Below are 17,702 nucleotides of genomic sequence, written 5' to 3' on the forward strand. Positions count from 1 at the left end.
AATATGTCAACATTATTTAAAAAATTATTATTTATATTCATAGCTTTAGGTTTTTCTTTTCAAGTGCTTGCTGAGGGAAAGAAACTCTATACAGAAAATGAGTTTCTCGATGCATTCGGGGCTAAATCTAAAGAAAAAGTACTACAAATTTTAGGTGAGCCTGCCAGGAAAGAAATGTCTGTAAAGCCTACTAATGCAAGTTCTGTGATTGGAAGGCCTACAGAAAAAGGAGTAGGCTCTAGTAACCGTGTCAATATTGAGATGTGGTACTACGATAATCTTGTGAAATCTGACGCAAAAAATACCTGGAAACAGACTGAGCTCACCATTATGAATGGTAAAGTTAACAATATAGGTTTCTTTAATAACCGATAATATTCATGCCTGGCTCACAAGAAAAGGAGCTGCTGAACCAAGCGATTGATTTCGCGATCAACGATTCGTGGGAGGCTTCTCACAAAATTGTTCAAGACATACACTCCGCAAAGGCTTATTGGATTCATGCTGTCCTTCATAAGATTGAGGGCGATGAATTCAATAGTCGCTACTGGTACGAGAAGGCGCAGCAACCCTTCGAGATTTATAATGACCCAATGCAAGAACTCATTTTCATAAAAAATAACTTATAGGAAATCCCGATGGATGATCAAGACGCTGTAGAGGTGACATGCACTGACAATGGCAAAAAAGTCACGGGATATATCTTAAATTATAGAGCAAAAGATCAATTAGAAATTTCTTTAAATACAGTGAAGGTTCGAATGCAGTATAAATCAGGCATATTTATAGGTTCAATGGCAGGCATGGAATTTGTAGTCCAGGAAGAGGCATTGCCAAGGCAATTTAAAGACTTTCATAGATAGGTTTGAATTAACCTAACTTCGTATAATGTGTATTATGTAAAATAGAAGATACAGTCTAGACTAAATAGTACTAAAAAGCGTTTTTAAGTCCTCTGCTCCAATATCATTGGCAATCTTATTTGCTTCATCCAACTTAGACTTACTAAGATCGATATTTGATTTCTTTTTGTAATACTTACTTTGGGTGAATAAAACTTTAGCAAGATAGTACATTCCCCCATTCTCTCGTGAAAACTTCTCCAATTTCAAAAGCGTTCTCTCAGATGAAGCTAGATCATTAGCCTCTAAATAATATAAAGCAAGATTAATCCCAGATTCTGCATATTCACCTAACAAACCAGTGCGATCGAAAGCCAAATTGGCTTTTAACTCATACTCGATAGCTTTCGTATAATTCTTAAGTAATGCATATGCAAAAGCAGCTCGATCTAAATTAGCCGCACGTTCTTCATCATTGGCAGTTAATGTATAAGCCTCAAGGAATACGTTTGCAGCTTCCTCATGCTTGCTAAGAAGTATTAAAGTTTCACCCATTTCAACTAAATAAAGACGCTTAAATAGTTTATTGACTTTTACATGTGAATAGGAATTTTTAAAATGTAAAAGGGCATCATCTAATCTTTTGGCTTCTTTTAATGTCATGCCCAGAAGCAAATCAGCCATAAAATGATCAGTATCACTTTTTGATAACTTATCCGCTAGCTTAAAGTTATTTATAGCCTCATCGAAATTTTTAAGCCTTAAATTAACTTTCCCATGACAAAAAGTAGATATGAATTCACTTTTTTTTGTTTTTAAAGCATCTTCATATTGGTTATCACTTAATAGCTCATCGCATGATTTGATTGGCTCTTTAGAAAAAGTATTTGTGGAAAAAAATACGCTCAATAGTATTACTAAAAAATGTTTTTTAAGTTTCATAGTTTTTAAATTATAAGTTTCAAAAGCTCTTCTTGTGAAATAATTTTAACACCAAGTTCTTGAGCCGTGGCTAGCTTACTTCCAGCATCTGATCCCGCAACAACATAATCAGTTTTTTTAGAAACACTTCCTGCTACCTTTCCCCCGTTCATCTCAATGATTGATTTAGCATCGTCACGTGACATCGAAGGCAAAGTTCCAGTGAGCACAAAAGTTTTAGTTGCAAATATTCCTGAAGCAGATTTTTTAATATCGTATTTAGGCCAATGAACGCCTAGCTCTATTAAGGATTTAATAACTTCCCTGTTTTTAGTTTGCATAAAAAAATCATTTATCGATTTTGCAACTGTAGGGCCAATATCAGGCACAAGCTGTAAGCTTTCTTCCGTTTGTTTCATAATTTCATTTAAATCACCATAGAAACCAGCAAGATCTTTGGCGGTAGACTCACCTACATTCCTAATACCAAGCGCATAAATAAATCGAGGTAATGATGTTAATTTGCTTTTTTCAATAGCATCTAATAAGTTTTGACCGGATTTTTCTGCCATACGATCAAGACTGACTAATTGTTGAAGTTCTAATTTGAAAATATCAGGTAACCCGTGAATCAGGCCTACGGTAACTAATTGTTCAACAGATTTATCTCCCAATCCTTCGATATCCATAGCCTTTCGAGATGCAAAATGAATAATAGATTGCTTTTGTTGTGCAGGACAAATTAGGCCGCCTGAACAACGAATGATTGCTTCATCATCAATTCTGACAAGAGGTGAGCTACATTCCGGACATTCTGCTGGCATTTTAAATTTCGTAATTGTCTTGGGTCTCTTATCAAGTAACACCCTTACAATTTCAGGAATCACATCCCCTGCTCTTCGAACGCTTACAATATCTCCAATATGAACATCTTTGCGAATCATCTCATCCTCATTATGAAGGGTTGCATTCGTCACAGTTACACCACCTACGAAGACTGGTTTCAATCGCGCTACAGGCGTTATAGCCCCTGTTCGACCAACCTGAACACTGATGTCTAAAATTTCAGTCAATGCTTCTTCGGCCGGAAATTTATGGGCGATAGCCCATCGAGGAGCGCGTGATACAAAACCCAACTCATTCTGATAATTAAAGGAATTAACTTTATATACTACGCCATCGATGTCATAGGCTAGTGAGTCTCTTAACTTTAATACCTTCTCATAAAAACTTTGCAAGCCTTTTATACCTTTAACACTTGTAGATAAATCAGAAATAGGTAAATTAATTTTTTTTAGAAGTTGAATTGTTTCCGTATGAGTTTTTAAATTTAAATTGGGTTCGCTTATGCCCAAACCATAGGAAAAAAATGTAAGTGGTCTTGTTACTGTTATTCTGGGATCAAGCTGCCTTAAACTCCCTGCAGCCGCATTTCTTGGATTTGCAAATTTTTTTTCGCCTAAAGATTCCTGCTTTTGATTTAGTAATTCAAAGTCTTTTTTAAGCATCAAGACCTCACCTCTCACTTCTAAAATTTTAGGTGGATTTATATGATTGAGTTTAGTTGGTATTGAGCGAATAGTTCTTAAATTATGTGTGACATTTTCCCCTGTGTAGCCATCACCCCGTGTCGCACCCTGAACAAAAATACCATCTTCATAAGTGAGTGTGATCGCAAGTCCGTCAAATTTCGGCTCAACTGCATATTCTACTTCATCGATACCAATATCATCTTTAATGCGCTTATCAAAAGCCATAAGCTCAGCCTCTTCGAAAGCGTTATTTAGAGATAACATTGCTTGACGATGAATAACACTCTCAAAAGCAGCTAGTGCCTTACCCCCTACCCTTTGGGAAGGTGAATCAGGTCGAATTAGCTCTGGATTTACATTCTCTAAATCAACAAGTGACCTAAAGATTGTGTCATATTCAAAATCTGAAATAGAAGGATTGTCTAAAACATAATATTGATAATCGAATACGCTTATCTTTTCGATTAGCTCTTGAATTTTTTTCTTAATATTTTCTTTATCAGGCTTCATTTAAGAAAATAGTCTTCGTGCGCATGAGCTTCCAGGTATGATATTTTTAGCTACCATTTGATTTTCAATTTTTTCAACCTGATATCTAATGCGCTCAATATGGTTAACATTTAATTCTTTTTTATTGGAATCAACAAGCATACATTCAAGTTCTTTTTGAAAATTAGTAATCGATTCCAACATTGCGTCAAACGATTCTTTACAACTCAAGGTAAGTGGCAAATCCATTTGAAAAAGAATGCCTTGAATATACGGATCAAGATTAAAACTTAAGGGCTGTTGATTTAAAGAAGTTACCCGAAATAAAGGGTGCTTATCACGACCCTTGAATTCATGATACCCATCTTTGTTTACTTTGAAACCATCTGTTTTTAATGTTTCAATTAGCTTTTCATTATCGAACAAGCTATTATTTTTGGGGATTAGAGTTAAAGTCATCATATGATCGACAAGAGCGCAAAATTGATTAAGCTCTTTTGCATCTTCTTCTATATTTGAATGGGAAAGCCAAATTAGGCTTCCATCTAAATCATTTTTAGTTTTCTCTGAAAGCATTCGAAATGTCTGTGTATGTGCTTGTGAAATTGGGCCTTGGCGATCTACCAACTGAATAGCTATAAGTATTTGATCGAATGATGCTGAGCCAGTTAAGCCCTCTGTAGACTGCCATTCATCTTCATTTCTACGAATGAAACAATGCGCATGAGGAAGTTCAATAAAGTCTCTTAAGTTTAATTTAGAAGTGGCATGGGTTGCTTTGTTAAGCCTTATAAAAGCAATAGCATCAATATCGCGATAGATATCTTTAGGTAAGTTCGAAAGTAAATATTTTTCTGAGATGCTTAAATCATGATCATAAGGATTTTTTTCTTCCAGGCTTAAACCATTTTCATCTTTATATAAAAAAGATTTTTCAGCATGGTTTTGTTTTCGGTACTGGATAAGACGAATCCAGTTAAAAATGATCATAATAAGGATAATTATTACTGCGAGAATCGTCAGGGCAAACTGAATGTCAGACATGCTTGTAATAAGTCCTGTTAACTTAATTTGCTAGCTCCATCTTCTCTACTTCCTCTAATGACACCTCAACAATTCTTGATACACCAGATTCTTGCATCGTGACACCTATAAGTTGCTGAGCCATTTCCATAGCGATTTTATTATGTGATACATAAAGAAATTGTGTATTTTTGGACATCTCAGTAACCATATTTGTGAAACGAAGTGTATTGCTATCATCAAGTGGTGCATCGACCTCGTCCATGAGACAGAATGGTGCTGGATTTAACTTGAATAGAGCAAATACGAGGGCTGTAGCAGTTAATGCTTTTTCTCCACCGGATAATTGACTGATGGTTGTATTCTTTTTGCCTGGGGGCTGAGCTGTAACTTGAATGCCCGTATCTAAAATCTCTTCGCCTAAAAGCTCAAGCTTTGCTTGGCCACCATCAAATAGCACTTTAAAAAACTCTGTAAAGTTCTTATTCACTTCATTAAAAGTAGTAATTAAGCGATCTCGTGTCTCTTTATCAATACGCCTTATAGCGTCCTCTAAAGTATTGCTCGCGGACGTTAAATCTTCAACCTGGCTATCAAGATAACCTTTCCTTTCCTTTTCTGAGGTAAGTTCATGAATAGCAGCTAGATTGACAGGGCCTAATAAATTAATTTCTTCTTGAAGTTTGTTGCACAGCTCTTGCACTTCTTTAACGGTTGTTTTGTCTGTGATTGATTCTGAAAGAACCACCTCATCTAATTGTGACTCATTGATCTCATTTTGAAATTGTTCAAATAGTAATTTTGATTCCTGCTCATTTAAACGAGATTGCTCGAGTTTGTCTCGGATTGGGTGAACCGCTTGCTCAGTTTGCAATCGTTTTTGTTCGCTTTCACGTAAATCTATTTCTTTTTGAGCAAGATTGTCACGCGATGCAATAAGGACTTTTTCTCGTTCGTCTTTAACTGTAAGTTTTTCTCTTAAGGTAGTTTGCAGTGCATCAACATGCTCAGTATTGATTGAGGCCTTAGCAATATCTTTTTTATTATTAAGAGTATTATTATCTTCAGATAATAGACTTACTCTGGTCTTTAATTCGCTAACTTTGTTATCAATAATCTTTAAATTAAAATGGCTTTCTTGAAGTTGTATTTCTGCCTCATTGACTTGCTTTTTAGCGCTTTCGTAATCGAATTCATGGCGTTTTTTAATTTCTTCAGTGGCTGTTTTTTGCTCTAAAAATCTATGTAAATCACCCTCTAAATTTTGAATGAGACTAGACTTGGATTTTTTATCAACCTCAATTTGGGTCAGCTTTACCTTTAACTCATTTTGCTCATGAGAAATATTGCTATGCTTTTCATTAGCGTAAGCTATGCTTTGTTGAATTTTTTCTACTTCTATCTCCGTTTGATGAAGCTCATTTAAGGAGTCCTTTAATTCCTCACTGAAAGAATCTGCTTGCTCTTCATAATCATTTAATTGAAGCTCAGCTTCATTAAGTTTATTTAATACATCTTTATAATTTTTTTCTATGGACGGAAATCTTTCTTGCAGCGCTTTGAGTCTTTCTTGGCGAACAAGAATGCCGTTAAGAGATGCATCTTTGCCATAAAAGGAAACGCTATTTTTAGTAAAAATATCGCCTTGTTGATTTACTAAGAATTCCCCCTGCTCCAAATCACCAATGAAATTTTTGTAGCTTTCGCCCTTTGGAATAAGGTAGCAATCAGATAACCATTCTGATAAGAGATTCATAAGAAGTGGATCGCTAATTTCAATAGTATCCAATGCGGAATTTAATTTATTATTTTTTGGCTTATAAGCATGAGACGCGTTTAAATTAGCAAGGACCATAGACGCAGGTGGCCTATGAGCTATTAATTCATATTGAGCTAAGACTGCATTTAGTTTTCCACCAAGCGCTGATTCGATAGCTGTTACCCAGTCTGTTTTGATTTTTAGCTTTTCCCAAAGACGATTTGAAGTGTTTATATTGTGCTGAGAAGTCCAGCTTTTAAGGCTTTCATTTCCTTGGGTATCATCTTGAATTTGAGCAAGTGTTTTAATTTCACCCTCAATCTGACTTAATTCTTTTTGTATTTCTATCTGATGCTGTCTGAAAGTATCAATTTCTTCTTCAAGGTCGGATGATAGTGATTTATTTTCACTTATCTTTTCTTCAATTTTTTCCACATCTGATCGCTTATCAGTAAGATCAATTTCTTTCTCTTCGAGTTGAGATTTACCAGACAAATCAATATTGTTGATCTCATTACTTAAAAATGAAATGCGTGCATTTGTTTCTTCTTCGGTTTTGTGAATGAAATCTATCGTCGCTTTTTCAAGATTGATTTTTTCTTGCGTTATCTGAAATTGGTTTGCAGATAAGTTAAATTGTTCTGATGATGAAAGGTATTGCGCTTCTACTGACTGAATTGATGATTTAAGTGTATTAAAGCTCTCATCTTTGGTCTTAAAGAGCTCGCTTAAGGCTGTTTTCTCAATTAATGCCTCTTCAATTTCTTTTGTAAATTTAAGCTGATCTTCTGCATTCTTAGTAAGATTAGCTTCAATTTCAACTAATTCTTTTTTGCTGCGCTCTAAAAGCTCATTTTGATTTCTAATGTTATTTTCAATATTGGAAACTTCAGAATTGATTTCGTAAAAGCTTGCTTGGTTCTTATTGATTTCATCAGAAGCATTAATGTGAGCTTGTCTTAAATTTTCTACTTCAGCCTCTATTTTTCTTAGAGCTGCAGTTTGTTGCTCTAATTCATTTACGAGCTTCTCAACCTGAGACTGATGTTTTTTCCAAACAATACTAGCATCGCGTTTTTTTAATACCCAGACTTGTGCTTGATGAAACTTATGCTTCTCAGTGAGTTCGTTATACTTTGTTGCAATCACTGCTTGAGATTCAAGCTTTGCAATCTGCTGAATAATTTCGTTTACGACATCTTGGATGCGACTTAAATTTTCTCGCGTGTCTCTTAGTCTAAATTCTGTTTCACGGCGACGCTCTTTGTATTTGCTAACGCCAGCAGCTTCTTCAAGATAATTTCTTAATTCCTCAGGTTTGGCTTCAATAATTTGTGAGATAGTATTTTGACCGATGATGGCATACCCTCTTCCACCCAAGCCTGTCCCTAAGAAAAGATCAGCAATGTCTTTTCGCCTAACAGCTAAATTATTAATATAATAAGTGGAGCCTTTTTCTCTTTCGATGACTCGTTTTACAGATATTTCTGCATACTGTGACCATTCTGTAGGCGCTTTTCCTAAAGAGTTATCAAAAATTAGTTCGACACTTGCACGAGAAATCGGTTTACGGTTTTCTGATCCGTTGAAAATGACCGAATCCATATTTTCACTTCGCATTTCTTTTGCTGAAGATTCGCCAAGCACCCATTTCACGGATTCCATGATGTTTGATTTTCCGCAGCCATTGGGGCCTACAATACCAACTCTTTGCCCTTGAAGTTGAATGGTGGTGGGGTCTACGAAAGATTTAAAACCAGCTAATTTAAGTTGTATAAGTCGCACAATATTCTTTTGTTGAAGTGAAGTAGGTGATAAGTAATAACAGTATAATAACTTTTTTTACTATCTTATTTTAATCTATGAACGCACTTTCTTTGGGAAAAAAACCAAGCGCAAAACCTACTAAAAAGCTTGAAACTTTCACTAATCCATGCACTTCTCGGGACTTCCATATTCAGATGCAAATTCCTGAATTTACCTGTTTATGCCCTAAGACGGGGCAGCCAGACTTTGCGACTTTATATCTTGATTACATTCCCAATAAAAAATGTGTGGAGCTTAAAAGTCTTAAGCTTTATATCTGGTCTTTTAGGGATGAAGGCTGTTTCCATGAGGCCGTCACTAATCGAATTTTAGATGATTTAGTAAAGGCAACGGAACCACGATTTATGCGGCTTCGTGCCGAATTCTTTGTGCGTGGCGGCGTTTTTACTAACGTGGTCGTCGAGCATAAGAAAAAGGGTTGGAAGCCAGAACCTACAATTGATTTAACGCAATTTTCAAAACAATCAAACACCCGATCTTAAAAGGATTGACTCGCCTATCAGTAGAACTTAAGATGGACGCCTTCGATCAAATATCTGGGGGTATAGCTCAGCTGGGAGAGCGCTTGCATGGCATGCAAGAGGTCAGCGGTTCGATCCCGCTTATCTCCACCAAATACCTTATATCAAACGCTGTTCTATAGTAGAATAGCACCTTCTTTTCTTAGGTCCCCATCGTCTAGAGGCCTAGGACACCTCCCTTTCACGGAGGGAACAGGGGTTCGACTCCCCTTGGGGACGCCAATTACCAAGCTAGCTCTGCAATTCAGAGATAGCTTCAAACATGCTAGAATCACTTTTTTTAAAATTTCCCGTAAAAACTTATGAGCTTAGATAACGTCCTTCCTGGTAAAAATATTCCAACATATTTTAACGTCATTATTGAAATTCCTATGAATGCTGATCCAATCAAATATGAGGTGGATAAAGAGTCAGGTGCGATCTTTGTAGATCGATTTATGGGCACTGCTATGCACTACCCTACTAACTATGGCTATGTACCAAAAACAATTTCGGGGGATGGTGATCCTGTTGATGTGCTTGTCGTTACTCCATTCCCTTTAATTCCAGGCGTGGTTGTAAGTTGTCGCGCTGTTGGCATATTAGAAATGGAAGATGAGCAGGGTCAGGACGCAAAAGTTTTAGCAGTTCCTGAAGATAGAATTCTTTCAATCTATTCGCGCTGGCAAAAACCGGAAGATATGAATCCTTTACGCCTTAATCAAATTCAACATTTTTTCGAGCACTATAAAGATTTGGAAAAAGGTAAATGGGTTAAAGTTAAAGGCTGGAAAGGTCCTCAAGATGCACACAAAGAAATTCTCGAGGGCATTGAAAGATACAAAAAAAGTTAGCTGTTAAAACCCATGACGTCCCACAATCTCGGACGGGTCTTCATCTTTAAGAAATGCATATTCTCCTGTGATATCTATTTCTATCCAATCACATGACAAAGATAAAGTTTCGAAGTTTTCATCAATGACGCAGCAATCTAGCCACTTCTTTTCGCCGTTAATTAAAACAGCTTGAAAGCCAATATCTCTCCAAGCATTCACTAAATTTTCCATATCAATTGGATTCATAGCGCCATCTCTAAACAGATGCTCATCATACCAAACGCGAGTTCCGAGGGAAGAAGCGTGATCGATCAAGCATTGTTCCCATCCGCCAGGATATTTCTCTTCAATAGTTAATCTTCGAACAATAAAATTAATATGCTCTAATGCAATGGCCATTTAAAAATTTTCTTTCTCTTCTAAAAAACGCCACATGCCTGTGGGCAGATCGCCAAGTAAAACATTTCCAATTCTCACCCTTTTTAATCCAGTCACATGAAGCCCAACAAGCTCGCACATTCTTCTAATTTGTCTATTTCGTCCCTCGGTTAAAACAAAGCGCAATTGATCGTCATTTTGCCATTCAACTTCAGCATTTTTTAGCTTGTAGCCATCGAGCGAAAGTCCATGTCTTAATAACTCCAAACCTTGACTCACTAATTTTCCTTCAACTCGAACTAAGTATTCTTTTTCGATAGCGCTCTGCTCACCAATAATTGTTTTAGCAATTCTTCCATCTTGTGTAAGCACTAATAATCCTGAAGAATCAATATCAAGTCTTCCAGCTGGAGCCAACCCATCGGTATTAAATCTTGAATTTCGAGACGATTTCTGTTTAGAAAGTTGAAAATTATCGTGGGTCACTAGACTGGCGGCAGGCGTAAAAGCTTTATCGTCATCAAGATGTGAAATATAACCCACGGGTTTATTTAAGATAACGGTAGCTTTGGAGGACTGCTGAATAGCTGCTTGCTTTTTTAATTCAACTTTTTGTGATCGATAAGCGCGTGTACCTAATTCAGTGACAACCTTACCATCAAGCATGACAAGGCCTTGTTCGATATAAGTATCAGCTTCTCTTCTCGAACAAAGACCAAGCTCAGATAGTATTTTTGAAATACGAACAGCTTCTTCCATTTATATAAGCTTTATGATTATTTAAGTTTGTAAACCAAGATGTTGTCACCTTCTTTGAAACCAAAGATAGAATTACCACCTGCAGCAACAGCAATATATTGCGTTCCATCAATCTCATAACTAATAGGTGGTGCATTAACACCTGCATCAACTTTATTTGTCCAAAGTAACTTTCCAGTTTTAGCATTGTAAGCATTAAAATTCCCATTACCCTCACCCATGAAAACAAGATTACCTTCAGTCGCTAATAAGCCTCCTGTTAATGGTTGATCTGTCTTAACTTGCCATTTAATTTTTTTACTATTTAGATCAATAGCAGAAAGTAGTCCCCATCTCTCATCTTGTGTAGGTTCGGAAGAAGCATATCTAATCGCAGGTAAATCATCACGCGCAGGCTCATCAACTAATGTGTATTTAATAGGTGCATGAATAGCTGAAACAAATGCAATTTGATTTTTTTCATCTAGGGAAGTTGGGCCCCAATTAGCACCGCCTAAAATACCCGGGTATAAAACTGTACCTTCAGCTGTGGCTTTTGCAAAAAGATTTTTTTGTGGCACAAAGGGTTCTGTTTTTGCCAAAAGATCACCCGTGATACGATTGTGAATGTAATACCAACCGGTCTTACTGGCCTGACCTACCGCAGAAATTGTTTTACCATCTTTCTTATATTCAAATAATACTAGGGGGCTAGCAACATCATATCCCCATACATCATGAGGAACTTGCTGATAAAACCATTTTAATTTACCTGAGGTCGCATCAAGCGCTACAAGGGAAACAGTATATAAATTGTCTCCAGGTCTTGAAATGTCATTCATCTGTGGAGAAGGATTACCTGTACCAAAATATAAAGTATTTGCATCTTCATCAATAGCTGGGGTGCTCCATGCTGAGCCTCCTCCATACTTCCAAGCCTCTTTATTATTCTTAAGACTTTCTTTTTCTTGAGCAATGTTACGGTTTAAAGAAATAATACCTTCAATTGTTTCTCTAAATTTACCCTCCCATCCTTCTGATGGAATCGTATCGAACTGCCAGACACGCTTACCTGTTTGAATGTTATAGGCTGCCAAAAATCCTGGGCGCCCAAAACGACCATCCACACCAATCACAGCGCCCATTGGTGCATCTGGTCTGGGGGTGTCGACATGTAATCCATATCCCACCCCTGTAATGCCCACAATTACTAAATCTTTGTAAGTTACTGGGGCCATAGCAATACCTACACCGGTTTGACCATAAACATCCTTTTGACTCTTACTGTCAGACTGACTTAGTGAGTCACTACTTTCAAATTTATTATCATTATCAGCAACATCAATATCCCAGATTTTTTTACCTGTTTTCGCATCTAAGGCAACCAATCTTGCATCAACGGTACCTATAAAAATTTTATTACTTGAATATGCCACTCCTCGATTTGCAGGTCCGCAACACATTCTCCAGCTATCTCTTTTTTTATGGTTATAACGCCATAACTCTTTACCTGTCTTTGCGTCTAATGCCACCACATGGTTATGCGGAAGACTGATAAACATTACATTATTAATAACCAATGGGGATGCTTGAAATGTCGCTGCAACACCCGATTTAAATTTCCAAGCGAGTTCAAGATTTTTGACGTTATCTTGATTAATTTGAGTTAAGGTCGAAAAGCGTTGATTGGTAAGATTCTTACCATATGAAGGCCATTGCTCGTCTGAGCCAAATTTGAATGACGGAAGCTTGGGTAGAGAAATCTTATCTAAAGACAATGAGTCTGGGGAAATAGAATCCATAGAAGCGCAACCTGTGAATATAAGAAAAAAGAAGCTTAATAGAGCCGCTCGAATAGATTTCAACGTATACCCTTTCAAAACGATCGTATGAGATTGCTAGATTAATAAAGCACTTTATGGATAATGCCTAATACTGATATCTTATCGCAAGCAATCTTTTTTTAATACCAGATATAGACTGACAACCTTACATGCAAAAAAATATAGTAATCATTGGAGCTGGTATTACAGGCTGTTCATTAGCACATTTTTTAGCAAATACCGGATGGGATGTCACATTATTAGAGAGCCAAGATGATATAGCGTCTGGGGGTTCGGGAAATCCAGTGGCAGCAATTTATCCCAAATTTATGCTTAACGATAAGGCATACAATGATTTCATGCTAAAAAGTTTTATGTTTACGACAGCATGGATAGATAAATTAGGTCTAAATAAAGATGATTATCGATTTGATGGTGCGATTGAAATTTTAGAGGAAGCATATTCCCATAAATTAGAAATTAATTTTTCAAGTGGAAGTGTAGACCAAGAAAAAATTTTAATATCAATAGATAAACCAATACTTAAAAAATATTTAATGAATCAGGATTTAAGTGGGCTTCTCTTCCATAGAGGAGGCTGGGTAAATCCAATAGCCCTATGTCGGCATTTAGTAAATCATTCAAATATTAAAGTACTCACAAACCAGAAAATAATATCGATTGAAAAATTAAATAATGAATGGACACTTAAGACAAAAAATCAGAAAATTTTCAAAAGCGATCATGTTGCCATTTGTAATGCAGCATATCTGCATCAATTTGACTTAACTCAACATTTACATACCGATGCTTTCCGAGGACAGATCAATTGGGTAAATTCAACACCATTTCAAATGCCTTCTATCGTGATCTGTGATGAGGGATACGTGGCGCCACTCATGCAAAATAAGCATATTTTTGGTGCAACTTATGGCATGAATGACTTTAATAAGGACTTAAGATTAAGCGATACAAAAAAGAATATCGCTTCAATAAAAAAAATACATCGAGAATTTCATAATTATTGTTTAGCGCAAAAAACAATTTCTGGGAGAGTGTCTTGGCGAGCATCTACAAAAGATAGAAAGCCTTATGTAGGTCGCGTATTTAATAATGAATTATTTAAAAAAATGCGTGTGAGAGAGCTGGCTCAGACAGATCAACTCCCATGGCTGGACAATTTGTATGTTGCGAGTGGATTTGGCTCCAGAGGCTTTACGTTTGCCCCCTACTGCACCTTCGTCCTCGCTAATTTAATCAACAAAAAATTATCTAAAGATGATAAAGGAACACTCAATTACACAAATCCGGAAAGATATAGGCTCAAAAAAATGAGTTTAAAAAAAGCAGCAAGTCGTATTTTTAAGGTATAAATTTAATCATGTCAAAATCCCTTATTGATCTTGCAAAAAAATATGAAGAAGAAGGCGATCTTGTAAGTGCCATAGAGGTTCTTACAAAAGCACTTCAAGCTAAACCTAACGATCTGTTTATTCAATTAGAATTAGGGAATCTTTGTACTTTAAACAAACAATTTGTTGATGCAGTAGGATATTTCCGAAATTCCTATATGGCTTTCAAAGATAATCTTGATATTAGAAATGCACTATGTTATTCATTGTCAGAGCTCGGTAATGCATACCAAATCCATTCACAATTTTCATTAGCAGAAGCTTGCTTTGAAGAAGCTATTCAATACGAAAAAAATAATTGGACTTATTATTACAATTTAGCCAATGCAAAAGATAAACTTCAAAAGAGAGATGAGGCTTATCAATGCTACCAAAAAGCATTAAATCTTAACGATGAGGATGCTGACCTCTGGAACAATTTAGGTAATGCAGAGCGTGAATTAGGTCACTTAGATAAAGCCGTAGCCTCTTATGAGCGCGCATTGTCTATCAATCCCCTCTTGTTCCACGCTTACCTTCATCTCGCCCATCAAAAACAGCACATGTGTGATTGGCATGGGATTGATCAGCTTTTTCAAAAAATATGCTCTATTGTGAATACAAATCCCAAAGCGCTCATTTCCCCGTTCGCTTTTATTTCAAATCCATTCTCTTCATCTCAAGAGCAAATGGTATGCGCAAATCAGTGGACGCAAAATCACTACAAAGCCCAGTCATTCCAAAAAGGCAAATGGAAAAGAAAAAATAAAATCCGTATTGGGTATTTGTCATCAGACTTTAAGTTACATCCCTTATATTTTTTAATACGCGACGTTATTAAATATCACGATCGTGATATTTTCGATATTTACGCTTACGATGCGACCCCAAGCGAAAATACAAATGAACGAACTACACTTATTGGTTTATTTGATCATTATCGTGATATCTCATGTACCAATGATGGAAGCGCTGTGACTCTTATCAATCATGATGAAATTGACATATTGATAGATTTAACCGGTTATACGAATAACAGTCGAGCATTTATTGCCCCACAACTTAAAAACACAATCACTATCAATTGGCTTGGTTACCCCGGCACAATGGGTTTGACAGGAGAAAAATCACTCTATGAATTTATCTTGGCTGATAATTTTATTATTCCTGAAGCTGATGAAAAATATTATGCAGAATCTATTCTAAGACTGCCCTTTGCCTATCAACCGAATATAGAAAATCGTAGCCAATCGAATGATAAAAATCGGCAAGATTATGGCATTCCTTCGGACGCTTTTGTATATTGCGCTTTTAATCAATCGTTCAAAATTACAGAAGTCATATTCAAAGCCTGGCTTACGCTTTTACAAAAATATCCAAAAAGCATTCTCTGGTTAACGCATTCCAATAAATGGGCTTCAGATCAACTAAAAAGGTTTGCGGAGACACATAGTATTAAATCTGAAAGAATTATTTTCGCGACACGCGTTCCTAATGAGGAACATATCGCTCGCCATGCCTTAGCAGATATTTATTTAGACACCCTGCCTTATAACGCTCACACTTCAGCCAGCGATGCCTTATCTATGAATTTACCAATTGTGACACTTAAGGGTAAAACATTCCCTTCAAGGGTGGCAGGAAGTTTACTTCATAGCTTAAATCTAGATGAGCTAATTACAGAGGATATTGAGAGCTACATTCGATGCGCTTCGAAGCTCACTGAAGATTCAACATATAGACAGGACTTAATTCACAGACTGAAAGAAGCCAAATCAACTTCACCAAACTTCCAGCCTCGCTTATTTGTAAAAAAATTGGAAAGTATCTATCAAGAAATTATTTAATTTTGCGCAGAAAGAATCACGCCAGCAATAATCAAAATTCCCCCTAGCCACTCTTTAAGTGCAATACTTTCACCTACAAGAAAATAAGATGAAATTGCAGCAACCACAATTTCAAATAGAAAAAAACTAGATGCTTCCACTGCTTTAATTTGCGTGACACCAAATTGTACAAGCAAAGTTGACAAAAATAAGCTTAATGCAATCATCATCATTATCGCAGCATCAACTGGCCTGAAAAAATCTAATGTTGGCATAGTATTTTTATCAAACATGATGCATATCATGGCTACTACGATCACACCAAGCCAAATTGCTAATGCTTTTTGATTGACTGTCATATGTGCATGTTTCCTTGTCATCACATTAGTAATTGCAAAACCTAAGCCGGAGCTAAGAGCTAACCAATCACTCTTTGAATCTAAATGAATGAGATAGCCCGGCTCCCAAAACATAATAAAAGCCCCAATAAGAGAAATAAAGACAGCGATGTAATGACGTTTTTGTGTATCTTCATTCAGCATAAAATGTGCTAAAAAAATAGTCCAAACGGGGGAGAGATAAAATAAAAGCATGACACGCACAACCTCTCCATCGATGACAGCAAGTACATAACTAATATTGGTATAACCTGCAACAAGAGCAAGAAGCCAAAAATCTTTTGACCATATAGGGACCTTTTTCTTAGCAATAAAAAAGTAAGGGAGCGCTATGGCAATCGTCAAAATAAACACATAAAAACTTGAATAAATGCCTGAAACACCGGCATTTGCCATTAAGCGATAGGGATACCAAATGATTCCCCAGACAAAAGCTCCAAAAAGTAGAGAAAATATCGGCAGCCAAGATTTAATCTTCATTAAAGTCTAGCCTTTACGAAAGTTATGACTTCTTTACTTATGAAGTCATTTGAACAATCAAATAGATTAAGATTTTCCATACTCCTCATCCATGTCATTTGCCTTTTTGCCAGCTGTCGTGTTGCAAAGATAATCTTATCGATACATTCTTTTTCTTCAATGTCCCCATTAAAGTACTCGAGGGTTTGACGATATCCCACTGATCTCATGGATGGCATATGGCTTTGAAGTATAGGATATTTTTGAAGTAAAGATCTCACCTCTTCAAATAAGCCGGCCTCTATCATTTCATGAACTCTAAACTCAATGCGCTGATGAAGAATTTTTCTATTGCTTGGCATGAGTCCTAATTTACAAACTGAAAATGGGAATACGTCTTTATTTTCTGATTGATGATAAGAAGATAGAGGTTTTCCTGATGAGTAAAAAACTTCTAAAGCACGACTGATGCGCTGGGCATCGTTAGGATTTAACTTTTCTGCTGTTTCTTTGTCAACGGATTTAAGCTTTTCATAAAGCTTCGGCCAGCCGACTTGACTCGCTTCTATTTCTATATCTTTTCGAAACTGCTCATCAGTCATAGGCATTTGATTAATTCCCTTTTCAAGGCCATTGAAATACATCATAGTACCTCCGACAAGGAGTGGAATATGGCCACGCATGAGAATTTCATCAATAAGTTTTAAAGCGTCTTTCGTAAATTGCGCTACGGAATAAGCCTCGTTAGGCTTCATAATATTAATAAGATGATGAGGTACCTTATCTAGAATATCTTGAGATGGTTTAGCTACACCAATATCCATGTCTTGATATATTTGTGCTGAATCAACACTAATAATTTCAAAAGGGAATGTATTGACAAGCTCAACAGCAAGATTAGTTTTGCCTGAAGCTGTAGGACCTATCAAAAAGAAAACAGCTGGCTTCTCTATAGCCATG

Annotated in this window: 16 protein-coding genes and 2 tRNA genes; 9 read left to right on the forward strand and 9 right to left on the reverse strand. The window is 36.4% G+C overall.

What is annotated here, in order from left to right:
• Positions 1 to 3: 3 nt before the first annotated feature.
• Genes BN1208_RS03965 through BN1208_RS03975 form a run of 3 tightly spaced genes read left to right on the forward strand, consistent with a single transcriptional unit; the run spans position 4 to position 863 of the window.
• Positions 4 to 375 (forward strand): hypothetical protein, encoded by a 372-nt coding sequence (locus tag BN1208_RS03965; protein WP_231854569.1) that lies wholly within the window; start codon positions 4 to 6, stop codon positions 373 to 375.
• Positions 376 to 380: 5 nt separating this feature from the next.
• Entirely contained in the window at positions 381 to 629 is a 249-nt protein-coding gene (locus BN1208_RS03970) for a hypothetical protein (RefSeq protein WP_046488088.1), read from the forward strand.
• Between the two features lie 9 nt (positions 630 to 638).
• Entirely contained in the window at positions 639 to 863 is a 225-nt protein-coding gene (locus tag BN1208_RS03975) for a hypothetical protein (protein WP_046488090.1), read from the forward strand.
• A 60-nt stretch (positions 864 to 923) separates the two neighbouring features.
• Here BN1208_RS03975 and BN1208_RS03980 read toward each other — a convergent pair whose 3' ends face one another.
• The 4 genes from BN1208_RS03980 to smc form a co-directional block, all read right to left on the reverse strand.
• A complete protein-coding gene (locus BN1208_RS03980; RefSeq protein ID WP_046488091.1) occupies positions 924 to 1,784 on the reverse strand; it encodes a tetratricopeptide repeat protein in 861 nt (286 codons plus the stop codon).
• Between the two features lie 5 nt (positions 1,785 to 1,789).
• Entirely contained in the window at positions 1,790 to 3,805 is a 2,016-nt protein-coding gene (gene ligA / locus BN1208_RS03985) for an NAD-dependent DNA ligase LigA (RefSeq protein WP_046488092.1), read from the reverse strand.
• Positions 3,806 to 4,774 carry a cell division protein ZipA C-terminal FtsZ-binding domain-containing protein gene (locus tag BN1208_RS03990; protein WP_162197763.1) on the reverse strand — a complete coding sequence of 323 codons (969 nt, stop codon included), beginning with the start codon at positions 4,772 to 4,774 and terminating at the stop codon, positions 3,806 to 3,808.
• A 76-nt stretch (positions 4,775 to 4,850) separates the two neighbouring features.
• Entirely contained in the window at positions 4,851 to 8,351 is a 3,501-nt protein-coding gene (gene smc, locus BN1208_RS03995) for a chromosome segregation protein SMC (protein WP_046488096.1), read from the reverse strand.
• A 77-nt stretch (positions 8,352 to 8,428) separates the two neighbouring features.
• On the opposite strand from smc, the gene queF reads away from it, so the two are divergent.
• From queF to ppa, 4 genes are all read left to right on the forward strand, one after another.
• Complete coding sequence (gene queF / locus BN1208_RS04000; RefSeq protein WP_046488099.1) at positions 8,429 to 8,875, forward strand: preQ(1) synthase; 447 nt, start codon at positions 8,429 to 8,431, stop codon at positions 8,873 to 8,875.
• A gap of 56 nt (positions 8,876 to 8,931) precedes the next feature.
• Positions 8,932 to 9,007, forward strand: a tRNA-Ala gene (locus BN1208_RS04005).
• Between the two features lie 53 nt (positions 9,008 to 9,060).
• Positions 9,061 to 9,136: transfer RNA gene (locus BN1208_RS04010), tRNA-Glu, on the forward strand.
• 80 nt (positions 9,137 to 9,216) lie between these two features.
• On the forward strand, positions 9,217 to 9,747 hold the full coding sequence (gene ppa / locus BN1208_RS04015) for an inorganic diphosphatase (protein ID WP_046488102.1): 531 nt from the start codon (positions 9,217 to 9,219) through the stop codon (positions 9,745 to 9,747).
• A gap of 3 nt (positions 9,748 to 9,750) precedes the next feature.
• Here the strand turns inward: ppa and BN1208_RS04020 are convergent, their stop codons facing one another.
• The 3 genes from BN1208_RS04020 to BN1208_RS04030 are packed head-to-tail and all read right to left on the reverse strand — an operon-like array spanning position 9,751 to position 12,647.
• Entirely contained in the window at positions 9,751 to 10,128 is a 378-nt protein-coding gene (locus BN1208_RS04020) for a hypothetical protein (RefSeq protein WP_046488107.1), read from the reverse strand.
• Positions 10,129 to 10,866: a pseudouridine synthase gene (locus BN1208_RS04025; protein ID WP_046488110.1), complete on the reverse strand. Its 738-nt coding sequence runs from the start codon at positions 10,864 to 10,866 to the stop codon at positions 10,129 to 10,131.
• 17 nt (positions 10,867 to 10,883) lie between these two features.
• Positions 10,884 to 12,647, reverse strand: coding sequence for a pyrroloquinoline quinone-dependent dehydrogenase (locus BN1208_RS04030; RefSeq protein ID WP_046488113.1), 1,764 nt, complete (start codon positions 12,645 to 12,647; stop codon positions 10,884 to 10,886).
• A 191-nt stretch (positions 12,648 to 12,838) separates the two neighbouring features.
• On the opposite strand from BN1208_RS04030, the gene mnmC1 reads away from it, so the two are divergent.
• The gene (gene mnmC1, locus BN1208_RS04035) at positions 12,839 to 14,041 is read left to right on the forward strand and encodes an FAD-dependent 5-carboxymethylaminomethyl-2-thiouridine(34) oxidoreductase MnmC1 (RefSeq protein WP_046488114.1); all 1,203 of its coding nucleotides are present in this window, start codon (positions 12,839 to 12,841) and stop codon (positions 14,039 to 14,041) included.
• An 8-nt stretch (positions 14,042 to 14,049) separates the two neighbouring features.
• Entirely contained in the window at positions 14,050 to 15,906 is a 1,857-nt protein-coding gene (locus BN1208_RS04040; protein ID WP_046488117.1) for an O-linked N-acetylglucosamine transferase, SPINDLY family protein, read from the forward strand.
• On the opposite strand, the gene BN1208_RS04045 is transcribed toward BN1208_RS04040, so the two are convergent.
• Complete coding sequence (locus tag BN1208_RS04045) at positions 15,903 to 16,763, reverse strand: DMT family transporter (protein ID WP_046488120.1); 861 nt, start codon at positions 16,761 to 16,763, stop codon at positions 15,903 to 15,905. The genes BN1208_RS04040 and BN1208_RS04045 overlap by 4 nt on opposite strands.
• Positions 16,763 to 17,701: a tRNA (adenosine(37)-N6)-dimethylallyltransferase MiaA gene (gene miaA / locus BN1208_RS04050; protein WP_046488123.1), complete on the reverse strand. Its 939-nt coding sequence runs from the start codon at positions 17,699 to 17,701 to the stop codon at positions 16,763 to 16,765. The genes BN1208_RS04045 and miaA overlap by 1 nt, the downstream gene beginning before the upstream one ends.
• Position 17,702: the final 1 nt, after the last annotated feature.

This window comes from Candidatus Methylopumilus planktonicus (assembly GCF_000981505.1).
GTDB lineage: Bacteria > Pseudomonadota > Gammaproteobacteria > Burkholderiales > Methylophilaceae > Methylopumilus > Methylopumilus planktonicus.